This window comes from Rhodocaloribacter litoris (genome assembly GCF_011682235.2).
Lineage (GTDB): Bacteria > Bacteroidota > Rhodothermia > Rhodothermales > ISCAR-4553 > Rhodocaloribacter > Rhodocaloribacter litoris.
In genome coordinates, this window is record NZ_CP076718.1 from 1,065,967 (window position 1) to 1,083,328 (window position 17,362).

The following is a 17,362-nucleotide window of genomic DNA, read 5'->3' on the forward strand; positions in this document are numbered from 1 at the left end:
ACGCAGTGGTTTGCCGGATAAAACGGACAGGGGCGTCTCCGGTTGTTCAGCCTTCCGTGAGGGCCTTCACGTCGCGATAGCCGTAGGTACCGTATTCGCTGGTATACTGTGCATAGCGATCGTAGTGGCGAAAACGGTACTTATAGCCGTAGGCCATGGACACGTTGAAGCCGTTGAGCACGGTTCCGATCGTCGGCGTCCCGACACTCTCGAGCGACTCCACGGCGAAGTCGAACTCGCCTTCCTTGGTGTGCCCGGCCCGCACGACGAGCAGCGCGAGGTCGCTCTGGGTAGCCAGCAGCGCCGCATCGGTGGCCACACGCACCGGCGGTGTATCTATGATAATGACATCGAACTGTGCACGCAACGTCTCGAGCAGGTCGCGCATGCTCCGCGTGGCGAAGAGCTCCGACGAGCGGGAAACCACCTTGCCGGCCGGAACGATCCAGAGGTTGTCGATCTTCGAGCGCACCAGGCGTTCGTCGAAGGCGGGGTCGCGCGCGAGGAAGTGCGCCAGGCCCGGCCCCATTTCAAGGCCGAAGAGCTGGTGAATGCGGGGGCGCCGCAGGTCGGCATCGATCAGCACGGTACGGCGCCCGGCCTCGGCCATGACCACGGCCAGGTTGGCGGCCGTGGTGGACTTGCCCTCCTCCACGCTGGCACTCGTGACGACGATGGTCTCCACGACAACGTCCGGCCGGCTGAACTGGATGTTGGTCCGCAGGTGGCGGTACGACTCGACCACCGGCGACATCGGGTTGAGCAGCGTCACCAGTCCGGTCGCGAGGCGTTGCCCGTCCCGCTCGATGAAGTCCTTGCCGCGGGCTTCCTCTTTGATCATGGGCCGGAGATCCGGCACGGTCCCCAGCACCTTGTACCCCCGGTGACGAAGCTGCTCGGGCTTGAAGAAGCGGTTGTCGAGCTTGTCTCGGACGATGGCCAGCCCGAGCCCGGCGAGCAGGCCGAAGAAAAGCCCCAGCACGAGATAGCGCATGCGGTCCGGGCGCACGGGTTCCGCGGGCTGCTTCGCCACACGGAGGACGCGGGCATAGCCCGGCTCCGACTCCTCGGTGACGCGGACGTCCTGCAGCCGGGATACGACCGCCGCGTACATCTGCTCGGCATACTGGCGCCGGCGTTCGAGTTCGGTCATCTCCCGCGCCTGCTGCGGGATCGTGCGCAGCTCACGCTGGTACTCCTGGAGGCGCCGGTCCATCACCCCGATCTTAGCCTCCAGCTCGCTGATGGCAATCTCGGCCTCGGCGACCTGCTGCCGGAGGTTGGTGACGTAGGACAGCCCGGCTTCCCCACCGGAAACCCCGCCGGTGGCGGTCACCTCGTCGAAATACTGCTGGGACAGTTCGTCCAGCTTGTTCCGCAACCGCCGGATGTCCTGGTTGAGGGGGGCCAGGCGCGGATCGTCCGGGCTCAGCCCCGGATTGCGGCGGAGATAATTCTCCAGGTCCAGTTCTTTCTCGGTGAGTTGCGCGCGCACCTGGCGGAGCTGTTCATCGAGGTTCGAGGCAATGCGCTGCACCAGCCGCGGGCTGATCTGGCTCAACTCCTCCTTGAGCACCTGGAGCGAGGCCCGGCGCGTCTGCAAGTCGATGCGGGCGGCGTCCCGCTGTGCCTCCAGTTCGGCGATCTTCTGGACGAGGTAGCTGCCGGCCTGGTCGAGCCCGACGGCGCCTTCCCGGCTGAGGTAGGCCTGCACGGAGGCCTCGGCCTCCTGCAGCTCCTGCAGGCGTTTCTGCTCCTGTTCCTCCAGCAGCTTACGCGCCGCCGTGATGTGGGCGCGGCTCGCCTCCTGCGTCAGGTGCACGTATTCCTCCGCGTAGAGGTTCGCCAGGAGCATGGCTTCCCGGGGCGAGGTGCTGACCCCGGTGATGCGGATGATGTTGTTGCCGTCCCGGCCCTCCGGCTCGAACCGGGGGTAGCCGCTCAGGGCAACCCCGGCCAGTTCGGGATTCGTCTCCTGCTCATGCTGAAGCCGCCGGTGGACCCGCCGGTGCAGGCTGTCCGACAGGTAAAGCAGCTGGATCTCGCCCATCAACGTCCGATCGTTTCGGGCAAAGAGGTTGTCGTCGAAGCCGGCCGGCGAGGTGGTCGTTGCGGTGGTGGTACGCCGCCCCTGCAGGTCCAGGATCACGAAACTCGCGGCTTCATACTCCGGCTCCAGCGTGTACGTGTACGCGGCCACGGAACCGGCAACGACCAGAAACGCCAGGATGATGAGCCAGCGACGGCGGTAGAGCAGGTCCAGCAGGTTTTCAATCTGGGCCCGGCCGCTCGGGGCCGGCATGGCCTCGTAATAGGCCCCCTCGCCCCCGTCCAGGCCACCGGCATAGCCATCCGGTCCTCCACTACGCCTGCGATAAACTGAAGCCATAAGCAGTCACTCAAGAAATGGGGAGATCAGACGACCTGAGACACCAGGGTGCCCGTCCGGCACCATCGCCCCGTGTTACGTAGCTACCGTTGAAAAGATCGAATCACAAAGCCTATGCCGAACACAACACCGCTGAAAGGTCGAAGCAGCACGGGGCAGGCATAGCCCGGCCATGTTTTCACTTCATGAACCATCAATATACTGAAAGTATAGCGCTTTTGATGCCGATGTCCTAACAATTTTTCCGGAGTCCCCCGATCCGGCCGGTTCAGACGGGACCCTCAACCCAAACACGGATGATCCTGCAAGGCTTTTCGATCTCAGCTTGAGCCGGTCTCTTCAGGCTTTTATCAGTTTCTCGTCTCATCCTGGGACGTGTCCCCGCTTTCAACGCGGCCCGTGTGCCCTGGTCTCTTCTGGCATCCTCCTTGCAGATGTCGTCGCCCGAAGAGGCAACCGGCTCTCCGATCCCGGACCTATGCACCTATGATCTCACTGTACACCGAGCAACGGCACATCCAGGCAGTCCTGCACGAGACGCTCGCCGAGCTCCGGCGTGCCGGCCGGGAGGTAGACCTGCCGGTTCCCGTACGGAAAGCGCTGGCCTACATCCACGAGCACCTGTTTGAAGAGACCCTCGACGTGGCGGCAGTATGCCGGCACTGCGGGCTCAACAACCACAACATCTCGAGCCGCTTCAAACGCCATGTGGGCCTTGGCATGCGGCGCTACATCGAACGGGGACGCCTGGAGGCGGCTAAACGCCTGCTGCACCATCCGGAACTGAGCATTCTGCAGATCGCCTGGGCCGTGGGATACGCCTACCCGGAATCGTTTGCCCGGGCCTTCAAGCGCTATACCGGCTGCACCGCCACAACCTACCGGGCCAGACTGTTAAGAAGAAATGGCAAGACGACACGCGACGCAACCCTTCAGCAAACCGCTTACCCTGCCGGCAGGACGTACCCGCCCCCCGGGAAACTGTAACTTTTTTTAACCGGCGCTCCCGCATTTGCCAACACCCGTTTTTTCACGCATATTGGGTTAAGGTTCGCCCAATGATTTTAAACCCGGAACCTGCGAACCGCCATCATCTCACCAGAAACCTATCTGTGCTGGTCGGGCATGATGATCGTTCCCATCCCTGCCCCTTAACACTGGAACCCGGCCATGAACCCTTTGCTACGTAGCGGTGTTGCCGCACTGATCGCCCTGCTCTTATGCCCGGCAATCCCCTCCTTTGCCCAGACGAGCACGGTCATTACCACAAACAACAGCGCAGCCACCATCACCATCGAATTCCTCGGGAAGGTAGACAACGGTAACGGTACCTACACCTGGAGCTACCGCGTCACGGAAACCAGCGGCAAAGATCTGAGTCACTGGATCCTGGGCCTGTGCATGGACCTTTCCAAAGTCATCGCCTACACGCCCGGCGCCTCCGATGCCGGCATAGGGGACGTTGAGAAAGGCCCTGACGGCGGCGGTACGTCCATCACCGGCATCAAATGGGAAGTCGAGGACGATTTCGACGACAACGGCACCGATGGCGGCGACAGTCGCATTTTCTCCTTCACGCTGAATATGGACTTCGCCATCGGACCGGTACCCGTCGGGGTCAAGTCGGGTGGTTCGGGTGGCCCGTCCCAGCAGGCTGGTACCGGCAGCATCAACGGACCGGTCTGCACGACGGGTGACCTCTGCGTCGGCGTCGACCCGGCCGACCTGCCTTCCTGGGACGGCAACATCACCGAACACCATGACGGCACGGGCTCCGCGACCCTCAAGGCTCCGCTCGGCCTGCAGCGCATCGAGCTGTTCAGCAACACCAACCTCGAACTCAGCGACGTGCAGGATACCGGAACGATGGCTTCCCTCGTCGGTCCCGGCATGTTCGAATGCAGCGTTCCCGGTACCGTAGGATGCCTCAAGTACACCTGGACGGGTGACGAAGAAGATGCGCCGACCGAGGTGAAACTCGTGCTGGTAGCCCCAGGACCCGGCCGCTCATTCTTCTTCGTCCACTTCAGCGACCTCTGCGATCACACGGTCCGGATCGACCCCGAGCTGTACCTGTACGCCGTCGGTACCGAAACGCTGGAGGCACCGGAAAGCTTTGCCCTGGAGCCGAACTACCCGAATCCGTTCCACGGCACTACCACGATCCGCTTCATGCTGCCCGAGGCTGCAACCGTGCGCCTGGCCGTCTATGACCTGCTGGGCCGTGAGGTGACCACGCTGTTCTCGGGTGAGCTGCCGGCCGGCTCCCACACGGTCTCCTGGGCGGGGCGTGACGCCCGCGGCGCCCTGCTGCCCAGCGGCGTCTACCTCTACCGCCTGGAGGCCGGCACCTTCGTCCAGACACGGCATATGACCCTGCTCAAATGAGACATGCAGCGGCGGTGGAATATCCTCGGACGGTATTCCTGCCCCCTGTAAACCCCTTTCATAAAAAGGAATAGAAGCCATGAACCTGCATAGAGAAGAAAACAAGGACCTGCATCCCGCACAGAGTCCGACGGCTTCCCAGAAGCCGTACGAACCGCCGGCCATCACCCAGTCCGGCACGCTGAAAATTCAGGCGGGCTCGATATGCCTCTGGACGAAATGCTAGGCTCCGGATGCACACCGGAACGTCCGAACCGCACCGTATCGCGCACACCCGATACGACATTCTGAACCCGTACGCAGTCCCCCGGGGCCGGCACGCTGGAAAGCGGCCGGCCCCGCTTTCTTGGCACCTCCCGTCCCTCACTTTCCTTTGCCTCAATCCATTGTGTAATGAAGAGGGCTTTGCTACCTTTCCCGACACAACTATTACGTAGTGAATGGTCATGCTGCGATCCGTCGTATTCCTTACCGGCTGGCTGATTCTTGCGCTGCCGGGCCGGGCCCAACCCCTGTCCATCGTCTCCACCGACCCGGCCGAGGGGCAGGCCGGCGTGCCGCTGGCCAAAGTCGTCGTCTTCAACCTGAGCAAACCGCTGCCCCAGTTCGGATCGGTCTTCGTCAAACGCTTCACCTGGTCCCCGATCGACTCGACACGCCTCACCGTCTTCGGCCACGACCAGGACGAGGACGGCAAGCTCACGGTGGTCTTCTTCACCCTCCAACACACCCCCGGCACGGACTTCTCCTTCTTCGTCTACGGGGTAAAAGCCGCCGACGGGAGCACGATGGAACGCCCCTTCGCCCTCAACTATTCGACCGCAACCGAGATGGGCACGCGCCGGGTGAGCGGGACGGTCGCCATCGCCGCCGGAACCGCCACGCGCACCTCGGCGAAGCGGGCCCGGCTGCAACAGGTCGTCTGGGAGGTGCTCGAAGCCCAGGCCGAGCAACTCGAACGAGCCGTCTGGGCCGGAGCCGCCCCCTACGTACCCGCCAAAACGGTTGCCCGCCCGAAAACGGGCATGACGGGCGAGCTTGACCTGGACAAGACGGTGGTGCTGCTGCTGGACCGCTACGTCGTCGACCGACGGTCGTGGCGCATCCACGCCGCCGCGGCCATCCAGGAAGACGCCACGTTCACCTTCAACCACGTGCGCGACGGCACCTACTGGCCGCTGGCCATCAACTGGGACGATGAGGAGGGCGAGGTCGTCGCCGCCTACGGCTTCTACGACGCCGACGGCGACCTCGAACCCGATCCGATCACGGTCAGCGGCGGCGACGTGACGGACCTCGGCGTCGTCCTCGAGGAAATCAGCGTCGGCACCGACCCGGACCCGGCCTCCCCCCGGCCGTTCACCCTCCACCCGAACTTCCCCAATCCGTTCAGCCCACCCACCGAAATCACCTTCGACGTGGGCCGGCCCGGTCCCGTCCGCCTGACGGTCTACGACCTGCTCGGGCGCACGGTGCGCACCCTGGTCGACGGTTTCCGGCCCGCCGGCCGTCACCGGGCCTCCTGGGACGGCCGCAACGAAGCAGGCGACGCGGTGGCCGGTGGCGTCTACCTCTACCACCTGGAGGCCGGCGGCCATACCGAAGGCCGGCTCATGACCCTCGTCCGCTGACCCGCCGAACCGGTGACGCAACCCGGCGTTCGATGCTTTCCCCGACAGCCAGAAAACGAGAAGCACGGGTGTTTGGTCGCATACGGCAGTGGCACCGCCGGCTGGGCGGCTTCCGCCTGCGGGATCTGTGGTGGGGGCTACAGATCCTCGGGCTGGTGACGCTGGCCACCCTGGTCAAGAGCCGGGTGTCCATTCCCCGGCTCGTACGCCTCTTCGACGCACGTCCCCGCCCCACGCCGGGCGGCGACTGGCAACGCCTGAACCTCATCACACGGGGCCTGCTCCGCCGCACCCTCCGCCGCGACTTCTGCCTGCCTCACGCGCTCGTCCTCTTCCACTTCGGCCGACGATGGGGCTACCCGACCCGCATCTTCATCGGTGCCCGCAAAAACGAGCACGGGCTCGACGGGCACGCCTGGGTTCGTATCGACGGCACGGCCGTCCCCGGCCTGACGCCACCCGAGAACGCTTTCACCACCTTCTACGCCTACCCCGAAACGCCCTCGTGAACCGTCTCGCTGCCGAACGCTCCCGCACTTACAAACTCCATGGCCTCGCCCTGACGATCCACACCGACGAGGAAATCCTCCACACCGCCGTGGGTCGCCTGCTCGGTCTGCTGCGGGCCCATCCGGCGACCGGCGGGGCAGCCGGGGGGCTGACGCTGCGCTTTGCCCGCACCCTCGGCGCGGTCCCTCCGGATGCCGTCCTCGTGGATACGCATGAGCGCGGAGTGGAAGTACTCTCGGCCCGTACCGGCCGGAAAACAGCGGAGCCGCTCTACCTGCGCCTCGACGACTCTACGGTCGAACTGGCCCCGGCGCAGGGGACGGCCACGTTCCGGCTTGCCTCGGAGATCTATGACGAAGAGGGCGTCCCCCATCCCGGCCCCCTCTTCGACCTGCTGATCCTGAGCCTGCTGATCCTTTTCCAGCCCCGCGGCCTCTATTTACTGCATGCCGCCTGCCTTGTCCACGAAGAGGCCGGCGTGCTCCTCTCGGCCCACAGCCGCAGCGGCAAGTCGACGCTGGCCACCGGCCTGGTCTGCGCCGGATGGCGCTTTCTCTCAGACGACATCCTGCTGCTGCACGAGCAACCCGCCGGCGTCGAAGCCCTCGGCCTGGGCACGCAGTTCCGCCTCCTTCCGGACACGCTCCGCCGTTTCCCCGGCCTCGCCGCCCGCCCGGATGCCGCCCCCTTCGTCGTCGAAAAACACCACCTCGACGTCGACGTGCTCTTTCCCGGTCGCTATACCCCCCGGTGCCTGCCCCGCGTGCTGGTCATCCCCGAGCTCGCCGACCGCCCGGACAGCGAGCTCCAGCCTCTGCCGGCCTCGAAGGCCCTGCTGCATCTGCTCGGTCAGACCACCCTCCTTTTGCGCGACCGCCACCTGGCCCGGCGACACCTCGCCACCCTCAAGCGCCTGGCCTCGCAGGTCCAACCCTACCGCCTCCAGGCCGGCCGCGACCTCTACGACGATCCCGCGAAGGTCGCCACGCTCCTGACCCCGCTCCTCAAACACCTCTGAAGACGAACCGACACGGTTTCGGGTGCGTTGAGCGCCCATCAACACGCACAATCCTTTGACCCAACCCGGCGGCGGATAGCCTGCAATCCGAAACCTGGACCTCCGATGCCATGAAAACCCTTCTTTTCTTCCGCCACGGCAAATCCGACTGGGAAGCGGCCTACGACCACGATCACGAGCGCCCGCTGGCGAAACGCGGGCGGAAGGCTGCCCGGCGCATGGGACGCTTCCTTGCGGGCATCGGGCAGTACCCGGACGCCGTCATCACCTCATCGGCCGTACGGGCCCGGGCGACGCTGGAACTGGCAGCCGAGGCCGGAGCCTGGCCGGCCTGCCCGGTCCGGGTGACCCGGGCACTCTATGAAGCGGCGCCCGACGACCTGCTGCGCGAGGTGCGCCAGGAAACCGATGACACCGGCCGGCTGATGCTCGTCGGGCACGAACCCGCCTGGTCGCAGACCATCAGCGCCTTCATCGGCGGCGGGACGCTCCGCTTTCCGACCGCCGCTCTGGCCCGCATCGACCTGAACGTCGCCCACTGGGCCGACGCGGCCTTCGGCCAGGGCACCCTGATCTGGCTGGTGATCCCGAAGGCCCTGCCCTGACGTGCCGTCCCCTGGCCGGCCTCCGGATGCGGCCCCGGGCACCTTTCCGATTCCCTCGCGGGTACCGTACCTTCACCCGGCGCATACCGCCCTGGAACCCCCCGCCGTTCTTCGATTTTCCGAGCATGCCGGATCGCCTGCGCACGTTCTTGCTGGCCGAACCTGCGGACGTCCCGGCGCGGACGCGCCAAGAAACCCTGGCCGAGGCCCTGCAGGTTGCCTTCCGCACCACCGCCGAAGGTCCCTTCCGGCTGGTGCGCCGCTACCTCGACACGTTCGACGGACGCGTCGAGGCGGCCGGGGGGGGTCTCTTCGTGGAAACGCCGGCACCTCCACACCGGGACGGGCCCGCCTTCATACTCCGGTGGGAAACGCACACGCCGCCGGCCCCGCAGCACAGCCTCCCGGTCGAGTCGGTTCCGGAGCGAGCCGGCGACCTGCCGCCGGGCCCGTTCCGCACGGCCCTGGCGACCGTCATCGCCCCCCGGATCCTCCTGCCGGTCTTCGAGGTGGCACGCACCGCCCGGCGCCTGGAGGTCCGCAACCCCGCCGGTAAGGTCGTGGCCCGGCTCTTGATTGCCGGCCCCGGCACCGTCCGGGCACCTGACACGGACCAGACGGCCACGCTGCCCGGGCTCGTGTGGCTGTTCCCGGTGAAAGGCTACCCGAAAGCAACACGCGCACTCCTTCGCTTTCTCCGGGAATGGAAGCACCTCACGGAAACGGAGGCCCACGAGTTCGAACTCGCCCGGGCCGCCCTGGGCCGCCCGCCCCGCCGTGCCGTCCAACCCGGCGCCGGTCTGGAACCCGGAGAACGCGCCGACCGGGCCGTGCGCCGCCTTCTGGGCCACCTCCTCGACACCCTGCGGGTCAACGAGCCGGGCCTCCGCGACGGACGCGACCCCGAGTTCCTCCACGACTACCGCGTTGCCCTCCGCCGCACCCGCACGGTGCTCGGCCAGCTCAAACGCCTCTTTCCGCCGGAGGCGCTGGCGACCTTCCGCGCCGAATTCAAGTGGCTGGGCCAGATCACCGGCTCCGTGCGGGACCTCGACGTCTACCTCCTGCGCATGGACGCCTACCGCAGCCACCTGCCTGCACCCATCCAGCCCGACCTGGACCCGCTCGCCGCCTTCCTCGAACGACGGCGACGTGAGGCCCATGCCACCCTGGTTGCCGCGCTGGACTCGCCCCGCTACACCGCCCTCGTGCACGACTGGCGCACCTTCCTGGAAGCTCCCGTACCTGAACCGCCCCCGACCCCGGAGGCCGGCGCCCCGATCCGCGACGTCGCAGCCCGGCGGATCTGGCGTGCCTACCGGCGGGTGTTGAAAAAAGGCCGCGCCGTCACCCCGGCCTCCCCCCCGGAAACGCTCCACGCCCTGCGCATCGCCTGCAAGAAGCTCCGCTACCTGCTCGAAATCTTTCACCCCCTCTTCCCTTCCAAACCCGTCAAACGTCTCGTCAGGGACCTCAAGGCCCTGCAGGACGTGCTCGGAGAGCACCAGGACTTCGCCGTGCAGCAGGAAACACTCCAGACCTTCGCCCGGCAGATGGCCGCCGAAGGAACGGCCCCCGCCGAGACGCTCACGGCCATGGGACGCCTCGAAGCCCACCTGGCCGACCGGCAGCGACAGGCCCGCGAGGCCTTCGCCGCGTGCTTCGACCGCTTCACCCGGCGCAAAAACCGCGACCGCTTCACCCGGCTTTTCAGGCCGGCCTCCTGACGCCCACCCAGCCGCTTCCACCATGCAGCTCCTCGCCGTGTACAACCTCAAGGGCGGCGTCGGCAAGACCGCCACCGCCGTCAACCTGGCCTACCTCTCCGCCCGCGACGGATACCGCACGCTGCTCTGGGACCTCGACCCCCAGGGCGCCGCCAGCTTCTACTTCCGCATCAAACCCCGGATCGACGGCAAGCTGCGACACCTCATCAGAGGCAAAATCACCCCCGAAGCCCTCGTCAAAGGCACCGACTTCGAACGGCTGGACCTGCTGCCGGCCGACTTTTCCTACCGCCACATGGACCTGGTCCTGAACGAGACCGGAAAACCGGAGCGCCGGCTCGGCCGGCTCCTGCGTCCCCTCGCACCGCAGTACGACCACCTCGTCCTCGACTGCCCGCCCGGCATCTCGCTCGTCTCCGAGAGCATCTTCGGCATTGCCGGCCTGCTGCTCGTGCCGTTGCTGCCCACCCCGCTCTCCCTGCGCACGTTCACCCAGCTCCGCCAGTACCTGAAGCACCAGCCCTTCCCCGACCTCAGCGTGCTTGCTTTCTTCACCATGGTGGACCGGCGCAAGCGGCTGCACCGGGAGGTCTGCACGGCGTTCCTGGACCGCGACGACTTCCTCAAAACGACCATCCCGTATGCAAGCGTCGTCGAACGCATGGGGGTCGAGCAGGCCCCGCTGCCCCACTATGCCCCCCGTACGGAGGCCGCGCAGGCCTATGAAGCCCTCTGGGCCGAACTCCGCGGGCGCCTCTGGAAACCGGCCGGCCCTACGACCTGACACGGTTCCCATGCCGCACCGGTGTGACGCACGGGTGGCCGGGGATGACGAAACGATACGGCAGGTCCCTTCCGAAACGCACCCCGACGCGCGGCGTCGCCACGACGGCGGGCGGCGGCGCACCTTGCGCCAGGTAGAGCGGCGGCCGGGTGAGGTCGGCTCCGTGATGCCGCCGGTCGAGGTCGAAAGCCTGGCAAAGCCGCCCCGGCCCGGCCGCCAGGCCGGCCTCATGCCGGGCCGCCGGGCGACGCGCCCACATGACATGCACCCCCTCCTCCGGCGCGACGGCGCGGATCAGTACACCTCCCGCCACGCCCTCGGGCTCGGTGACGACGTTGAGCAGCCAGTACACATGTACCCGGTAGAGGTAGGCCGTGCCCGGGCGGCCGAAAAAGTCCAGGGCACGCCCCTCCGGGCGGACCCGCTCCGCCACGGGATCGAAGACGCCCCAGCTCCGCCATGCAGGATCGTCCGCCGGGTACGCCTCCGTCTCCACGATGGTGCCAGCCCGCCGCACGCCGTCCGCATGCTCGTAGACGAGCCGGCAACCGACGAGCGCCCGCGCCACCTCTACCGTGGAACGTGCAAAAAAGTCACGGTCGAGCGGGGATGGACGATGCATCGGAAACTGGAGAAATTGCAGATCGGCTATAGCGATGGTCGCCGGCTTTGACTGTATGAAAGAGCTGGATTCTTCCCGAGGGCCCGTAACCCATCAGGCTGCTGCCCCGTAAGGCCCTGCGACGGTCTTACGCCGGCAGATGCTCTCTTCTTCCCCGTCACCCAGCCCCCTGCGTCATGAAAGCAAAGCTGATCTACCTGCTCCTTGCCGCGCTCGCCGTGCTTGGCGGCCTGAATGTTTTCCAGAGCCTGCAGGACCGGCTGCGGCCCCACGAGGAGTACATCGCCGTCGAGCACGTCGACTTCGATAAGCGGCAGACCGTCCACAGGGAAAAAGTCGTCGCCTCGTTTCCGGTCGATGACGACGCGGGCGGCGAGGTGGTTATCGACAAACGTTTCAAGGTGAAGCCCGGCGAGCGCCTCCTCGTCGAAGTGCCCCATACGGACGTGGTCATCGAGACGGGCACCGGCGACGAAGCCCATATCCGCCTGACGCTCGACGGATCCGACATGAAACGGGCACGCGAGGTTTTCGAGGAGATGGACTTCCGCATAGAACAGACGGGCGACGCGGTCCGCGTTACGGCCACGTCGCCGCGAGGGGGCTGGTCCCGGGACGACGTGGGCGGGGCCGAGTTCGATCTGCTCATCCGCATTCCCACCCGCTTCAACGTCGAGATCGCGACGAGCCACGGCGATCTCGTCCTCGCAGACCTCGAAGGAGAGGCCCGTGTCCGGACGTCCCACGGCGACCTAGAGGCCGGTCGCCTGCAGGGCAACCTTCTCCACCTCCAGACCTCGCACGGGGACCTGTCCGCACACCGGCTCTCCGGCGAGGTGGTCCACCTGCAAACGTCGCACGGTGACCTTGCCGCGCGGGAGGTCGTCGCCACCCGGTTCGAGGCGTACACCTCGCACGGGGACATCGCGCTGGGCGACGTCGAAACCGCCGGCCTCAAAGCCCGCACCTCGCACGCCGACTTGCGTATCGGCCGGCTGGAAGGCCGGGCCGACCTGGCCAACGCCCACGGAGACATCGAGGTCTTCATGGTCAAACCGGCGGAGGCGACCCTTCAGACGAGCCACGGCGACATCCACCTGAGTTTCCCGGAATCCTTTGCGGCCGACATCGACCTGCGCGGCGAGCGGGTTCACCTCGGCGGCGCCGGTCCCTTTTCCGGCGACCTCGAAAAAGACCGGGCCCGGGGTCGCCTGGGCCGCGGCGGCCCGCCGATCACGGCACGCACCTCGCACGGCCGCGTCACCCTGGCGCATCACTGAACGGCGGCGCTCCGGGCTCCCTCAGGCATCTCCCTTGCGGGTCGTTTCGAGGTGGGCGAGCAGCTCCGCCGGTTCCGTCGCCGGCCGGTGGCAGGCAAAGTTCCGGCAGACGTAGGCCGCGGCCCGGCCGTCCACCGGGTGCTGGGCGGCGGTGAAGGGGGCCAGGCGGGTGATCGCCGCATCGCCCGGCGGGCGCAGCAGGACCACCTTGTTGGGCAGGTACGTCCGGCGAAGCACGTCGAGCAAGGTGCGGGTGTCCTCGGCCCCGGGGTCGCCGGCGACGACCACCTCGTAGGTGGGACCGGCGGCAAAGTCGAGTGCGAGGAGAAAGCCGGTGAAGGCCGAAGGCATCCGCTTCACGAAGGAGCCGGCCCACTCGCCGAGCGCCGCGGCCTTGCGCTCGAGGGCGGCATCCCCGGTGAGCCGGGCCAGCCGCAACAGGTTCAACATGGCGACGGCGTTCGCCGAAGGCAGGGCGCCGTCGTAGACGGGTTTCTGACGCGCCGGCAGGGCCTCGCCGTCCTCCGGCGTGAGGAAGAAGCCGCCAGCGGCCTCGTCCCAGAAGTGTTCGAGCAGGGTGCGGTTCAGGGCCAGCGCCGCTTCGAGGAACGTGGTGTCGAACGTCGTTTCGTACAGTTCGATCAGGCCCCAGACGAGGGCGGCATAGTCGTCGGCCAGGGCGGGGATGCCGGCCTGGCCCCGCCGCCAGCGGTGCAGGAGGCGTCCTTCCGGTGTGCGCATCGTCGAGAGGAGGAAGCCGGCGGCCCGCCGGGCGGCTTCGGCGTAGGCCGGTGCGTCCAGGACGCGGGCCGCCACGGACAGCGCGGCGATCATCAGCCCGTTCCAGTCGGTAAGCACCTTGTCGTCCTTCTCCGGATGCACGCGCCGCGCCCGGTGCGCAAAGAGCCGTTGCCGTAGCTGCTCCCACCGTGCGCACAGCGTCTCCACGGGTATCCCCTGCGCCGCCGCCGTCTCCTCCAGCGGCCGCCCCAGGTGCAGGATGTTCTCCCCGGTCCGTTTTCCGGTCGCCTCCTCTGCAAAGTTGCCTTTTTCCTCCACCTGGAAGAGCTCGATCACGAACGCGGCGTCCTCGGGTCCCAGGACCTCGCGCAGCTCGCCGGCGGTCCAGAGGTAGAACTTGCCCTCGCGCTCTTCACTGTCCGCGTCCTCGGCGGAATAGAAGCCGCCTTCGGGCGCCGTCATGTCGCGCAGGACGTACGTGAGCACCTCGCGCACCGTCCCGGCGAAGCCTGCCTCTCCGGTCGCCTGGTAGGCTTCCGCATAGGCCATGACGAGCAGTGCCTGGTCGTAGAGCATCTTTTCGAAATGCGGGAGCACCCAGCGGGCGTCGGTCGCATAGCGGTGAAAACCGAAGCCGACGTGGTCGAAGAGGCCGCCGAGGCGCATCTGCCGCAGCGTGTGCGTGGCCATGTGCAAGGCCTCCGGCTCACCCGTGCGCTTCCAGTAGCGGAGGAGGAAGAGCAGGATGTGGGGCGAGGGAAACTTCGGGGCCCGGCCGAAGCCGCCATGCCGTGCGTCGAACTGCCGGGTGAGCTGGTGAAAGGCGATCCGGAGCCAGTCTCCGTCCATCTCGACGTTTTCCTCCAGCGGGCGGGTGGTCTGCCGGAGCGCGGCGGTGATCTCTTCGGCCGAGGCCTCGACCTCGTCGCGACGCTCACGCCAGAGCCGGGCGATCCGGGGCAGGAGGTCCAGCATCCCGATCCGCCCGAAACGGCTCTCCTTCGGCAGGTAGGTGGCCACGAAGAACGGTTTCTTCTCCGGCGTCATCACTACGTTGAGCGGCCATCCGCACGCATTGCCGATCATCTGGCACACCGTCATGTAGAGATGGTCGATATCCGGCCGCTCTTCCCGGTCCACCTTGATCGAGACGAAATGCTCGTTCAGCAACGCGGCGACGTCCTCGTCCTCGAACGACTCGTGCTCCATCACGTGGCACCAGTGGCACGTGGCATAGCCGATGGACAGGAAGATGGGCTTGTCTTCCGACCGGGCTTTCTCGAAAGCCTCCTCGCCCCACGGAAACCAGTCCACCGGGTTGAACCGGTGCTGGAGCAGGTAGGGACTCTGTTCGCGGGCAAGACGGTTGGGGCGCGGCATAATCGGAATGGGAGAACGGGTGTCGCAGGGTCCACCGGCACCGGTCGAACGAGACGCGGCCCGGAAGGTGGTTATAAGCACCGCTCCCGGCTTTGTGCCCCGTTCCCGGCCCGGCGGGTTCCGGGCAGGCCGGAGAGAACATGGGCGGGCCGGCGGGCGTACCGGAGACACCTCCGCCGCCCAGACCATACCTTCATGACGGCACGTCCTTCCCTGCTCGCCATCGGCCTGAGCCTGATGTTGCTGGCCGGCTGCCGGGCCACCCGCCCGGACACGGCACCGGCGCCCCCGGAAGAGACCACCCTTTCGAAGATCCCGGCCGGCGCGCACGGCACGGTGCCGGCGAAGGACGCCCCGCGTTCCCGCTTTGGCAGCGGCCTGCAGGGCCTGGCCCTCGGCGCCCTGGCCGGCACCCTCACGAGCTTCGGCGTCCTGCTCTTCGGCGACTCGCACGAGAAGGCCCGGCTCGGCGTCAGCACCCTGATCCCGGCCGGCGGTGCGATCGGCTTCGTTGCCGGCCTGGTCCTGGGCGGCAGGCGTACGGAGACGGACGGACCGGCCCCACCCCTTCCGGTGATCCCGGATACGCTGCACGTCCAGGCTCCGCTCCCTCCGGCCGCCGACACCGTCGCGGTGGATCCCCGGCCCCTGCCCACCCTGCCCATCGGCCCGCCGGCTTCCGACACGGTGCACGCCGCCCTGCCCGACACTGCCGCCGCGCCGGCCGCCGTCACGGCAGACACGGTTCGCACCCCGGCGCCCGAGCCCCGCACCCGGGAAGACCTCCCCCCGCGGCGCGGCTGGACCATCGTGGTGGCCTCCCTCCGGGACCGGGACACCGCCGTGCAGGTGGCCGGCCGCTACCGCACGCTGCTGCAACCGCACGGCCTGGAAGCGGGCGTCCTGGAAAGCCAGGTGAACGGTGTCGTTCACTTCCGCGTCATTGTCGGCCCCTTCACCTCGCTGCAGGCCGCCACGTCGGCCCGGCGCCGGCTGGCAAACGTCCTGCCTCCGAGTGCCTGGCTGCTCCGGCATTGATCCCCTCCCGAAGAAGCCAGCCCTCAGACGAAGTAGAGGGGGCGCAGGCTGAAACAGAGGAAGAAGATGAGGATGCAGAGATAGCCGAGCCACCGGCGACCCGGCGTCAGCGGCTCCGGCTGGAGCACGGGCGGGTGCTCGACGCGTACCAGAAAGACGAGCAGCAACGAGAAGACCAGCCATCCGCTGTAGCCGAAGCGCTGCATCGCCGGTCCCACCCACTGGCTGGCCGCCACCAGCAGCATGATGCCGAAGAGCACCGGCGCGATGATGCGGTGGTCGCCCTCGAACACCCGGTTCAGGTAGAGAAAGAGGATGGCCGAAAGGAGGAGCCAGGCCAGGACCGGCCCGCCCCATTCGTGGATGGCGGCCAGCAGCACGTCGTCGGTATCCATGAAGCCGATGGCGCCGGAGACGAGCAGCAGCATGAAGAAGCCGTGAGCCAGGCGCCGGTGCCACACCGGCCCCACCAGGGCATAGAGAATGTGCCCGCCGTCGAGCTGGCCGACCGGCAACAGGTTGAGCGCCGTGAAGAACAGCCCCAGCCATCCGGCGAAAAGCACCGGGTAGTGATACAACTCGTACATCGGCGGGACTTCGGGAAAGAGCCGGGCCAGTAACCAGAACAGCGGCGTCTGCCCGACGACCAGGCGCAGCCCCTCGGTGCCCGGATCCGCCGGCAACATCTCCTCCGGGAAGGTGCCGTGCTGCCGGACGTAGTCCTTCAGGACCTCGTGCCCCCCCAGGTCGAAAACGTATGCGGGGGGGGGCAGGGTGGCCAGGGCATAAAAGAGCACCCCCAGGGCCACGACGAAGCCCGCCAGCGGCCCCGCCGCCCCGATGTCGAAGAGCTTGCGCGTGCTCGGGATCGGCTCGCGGATGCGGATCACCGCCCCGAACGTGCCGATCCCGATGAACGGCGCGGGGATGTAGTACGGAAGCGAGGTATCGACACCGTGTCGCCGCGCGGCCACGTAATGACCGAACTCGTGCACGGTCAGGAAGAGCAGCAGCGCCACGGCAAAGCGCAACCCGTCGAGCAGGAAGGCACCGAGCCCGGCCTGTTCGTATACCAGGACCCGCCCGGCCCACGTACCGCCGGCCTGCACCGTGGCCGCCAGCGTCAGCAGGAAGAGCAGCAGGTGCAGCCAGTAGCGGTCCCGGTGCTTTCGCTTCGGTGCCTCCCGGCGGCCGGCGAAGCGGCCGTCCTGCACATACGAAAACTCGGTCCGGGTTGTGGGTTCCACGT

The 17,362-nt window shown here is 67.2% G+C and carries 14 protein-coding genes; 10 read left to right on the top strand and 4 right to left on the bottom strand.

Going from position 1 to position 17,362, the window contains the following annotated elements:
* Positions 1 to 46 precede the first annotated feature (46 nt).
* Positions 47 to 2,389 carry a polysaccharide biosynthesis tyrosine autokinase gene (locus tag GQ464_RS04490; RefSeq protein ID WP_166975795.1) on the bottom strand — a complete coding sequence of 781 codons (2,343 nt, stop codon included), beginning with the start codon at positions 2,387 to 2,389 and terminating at the stop codon, positions 47 to 49.
* A gap of 486 nt (positions 2,390 to 2,875) precedes the next feature.
* Here GQ464_RS04490 and GQ464_RS04495 point away from each other — a divergent pair, with 486 nt between their 5' ends.
* The 8 genes from GQ464_RS04495 (at position 2,876) to GQ464_RS04530 (ending at position 11,052) form a co-directional block, all read left to right on the top strand.
* Positions 2,876 to 3,376, top strand: a complete 501-nt coding sequence (locus tag GQ464_RS04495) for a helix-turn-helix domain-containing protein (RefSeq protein WP_166975798.1) — start codon at positions 2,876 to 2,878, stop codon at positions 3,374 to 3,376.
* A 183-nt stretch (positions 3,377 to 3,559) separates the two neighbouring features.
* A complete protein-coding gene (locus GQ464_RS04500; protein WP_166975800.1) occupies positions 3,560 to 4,777 on the top strand; it encodes a FlgD immunoglobulin-like domain containing protein in 1,218 nt (405 codons plus the stop codon).
* A 446-nt stretch (positions 4,778 to 5,223) separates the two neighbouring features.
* Positions 5,224 to 6,408 carry a FlgD immunoglobulin-like domain containing protein gene (locus GQ464_RS04505; RefSeq protein ID WP_166975803.1) on the top strand — a complete coding sequence of 395 codons (1,185 nt, stop codon included), beginning with the start codon at positions 5,224 to 5,226 and terminating at the stop codon, positions 6,406 to 6,408.
* Positions 6,409 to 6,476: 68 nt separating this feature from the next.
* On the top strand, positions 6,477 to 6,917 hold the full coding sequence (locus tag GQ464_RS04510) for a lasso peptide biosynthesis B2 protein (protein WP_166975806.1): 441 nt from the start codon (positions 6,477 to 6,479) through the stop codon (positions 6,915 to 6,917).
* The gene (locus GQ464_RS04515) at positions 6,914 to 7,936 is read left to right on the top strand and encodes a hypothetical protein (RefSeq protein ID WP_166975809.1); all 1,023 of its coding nucleotides are present in this window, start codon (positions 6,914 to 6,916) and stop codon (positions 7,934 to 7,936) included. The genes GQ464_RS04510 and GQ464_RS04515 overlap by 4 nt, the downstream gene beginning before the upstream one ends.
* 110 nt (positions 7,937 to 8,046) lie before the next feature.
* Positions 8,047 to 8,541: a SixA phosphatase family protein gene (locus GQ464_RS04520; protein ID WP_166975812.1), complete on the top strand. Its 495-nt coding sequence runs from the start codon at positions 8,047 to 8,049 to the stop codon at positions 8,539 to 8,541.
* 125 nt (positions 8,542 to 8,666) lie between these two features.
* Positions 8,667 to 10,268 carry a CHAD domain-containing protein gene (locus tag GQ464_RS04525; RefSeq protein WP_166975815.1) on the top strand — a complete coding sequence of 534 codons (1,602 nt, stop codon included), beginning with the start codon at positions 8,667 to 8,669 and terminating at the stop codon, positions 10,266 to 10,268.
* Between the two features lie 22 nt (positions 10,269 to 10,290).
* Entirely contained in the window at positions 10,291 to 11,052 is a 762-nt protein-coding gene (locus GQ464_RS04530) for a ParA family protein (protein WP_166975818.1), read from the top strand.
* Here the strand turns inward: GQ464_RS04530 and GQ464_RS04535 are convergent.
* Positions 11,042 to 11,674, bottom strand: coding sequence for a DNA-3-methyladenine glycosylase (locus GQ464_RS04535; RefSeq protein WP_166975820.1), 633 nt, complete (start codon positions 11,672 to 11,674; stop codon positions 11,042 to 11,044). The two genes, GQ464_RS04530 and GQ464_RS04535, sit on opposite strands and share 11 nt — an antisense overlap.
* 176 nt (positions 11,675 to 11,850) lie before the next feature.
* Here GQ464_RS04535 and GQ464_RS04540 point away from each other — a divergent pair, with 176 nt between their 5' ends.
* Positions 11,851 to 12,954 (top strand): DUF4097 family beta strand repeat-containing protein, encoded by a 1,104-nt coding sequence (locus tag GQ464_RS04540; protein ID WP_166975824.1) that lies wholly within the window; start codon positions 11,851 to 11,853, stop codon positions 12,952 to 12,954.
* Between the two features lie 21 nt (positions 12,955 to 12,975).
* Here GQ464_RS04540 and GQ464_RS04545 read toward each other — a convergent pair whose 3' ends face one another.
* Positions 12,976 to 15,075 carry a thioredoxin domain-containing protein gene (locus GQ464_RS04545; RefSeq protein ID WP_166975827.1) on the bottom strand — a complete coding sequence of 700 codons (2,100 nt, stop codon included), beginning with the start codon at positions 15,073 to 15,075 and terminating at the stop codon, positions 12,976 to 12,978.
* Positions 15,076 to 15,270: 195 nt separating this feature from the next.
* Here GQ464_RS04545 and GQ464_RS04550 point away from each other — a divergent pair, with 195 nt between their 5' ends.
* Positions 15,271 to 16,113, top strand: a complete 843-nt coding sequence (locus GQ464_RS04550) for an SPOR domain-containing protein (protein ID WP_166975830.1) — start codon at positions 15,271 to 15,273, stop codon at positions 16,111 to 16,113.
* 23 nt (positions 16,114 to 16,136) lie between these two features.
* Here the strand turns inward: GQ464_RS04550 and GQ464_RS04555 are convergent, their stop codons facing one another.
* Entirely contained in the window at positions 16,137 to 17,360 is a 1,224-nt protein-coding gene (locus GQ464_RS04555; protein ID WP_228350593.1) for a site-2 protease family protein, read from the bottom strand.
* Positions 17,361 to 17,362 lie beyond the last annotated feature (2 nt).

Bases quoted from the DNA above. Each gene is read 5' to 3' on its own strand.
- GQ464_RS04500 (WP_166975800.1), top strand. From the start codon at position 3,560: ATGAACCCTTTGCTACGTAGCGGTGTTGCCGCACTGATCGCCCTGCTC.
- GQ464_RS04545 (WP_166975827.1), bottom strand. From the start codon at position 15,075: ATGCCGCGCCCCAACCGTCTTGCCCGCGAACAGAGTCCCTACCTGCTC.
- GQ464_RS04495 (WP_166975798.1), top strand. From the start codon at position 2,876: ATGATCTCACTGTACACCGAGCAACGGCACATCCAGGCAGTCCTGCAC.
- GQ464_RS04525 (WP_166975815.1), top strand. From the start codon at position 8,667: ATGCCGGATCGCCTGCGCACGTTCTTGCTGGCCGAACCTGCGGACGTC.
- GQ464_RS04490 (WP_166975795.1), bottom strand. From the start codon at position 2,389: ATGGCTTCAGTTTATCGCAGGCGTAGTGGAGGACCGGATGGCTATGCC.
- GQ464_RS04530 (WP_166975818.1), top strand. From the start codon at position 10,291: ATGCAGCTCCTCGCCGTGTACAACCTCAAGGGCGGCGTCGGCAAGACC.
- GQ464_RS04505 (WP_166975803.1), top strand. From the start codon at position 5,224: ATGCTGCGATCCGTCGTATTCCTTACCGGCTGGCTGATTCTTGCGCTG.
- GQ464_RS04550 (WP_166975830.1), top strand. From the start codon at position 15,271: ATGACGGCACGTCCTTCCCTGCTCGCCATCGGCCTGAGCCTGATGTTG.
- GQ464_RS04535 (WP_166975820.1), bottom strand. From the start codon at position 11,674: ATGCATCGTCCATCCCCGCTCGACCGTGACTTTTTTGCACGTTCCACG.
- GQ464_RS04540 (WP_166975824.1), top strand. From the start codon at position 11,851: ATGAAAGCAAAGCTGATCTACCTGCTCCTTGCCGCGCTCGCCGTGCTT.
- GQ464_RS04520 (WP_166975812.1), top strand. From the start codon at position 8,047: ATGAAAACCCTTCTTTTCTTCCGCCACGGCAAATCCGACTGGGAAGCG.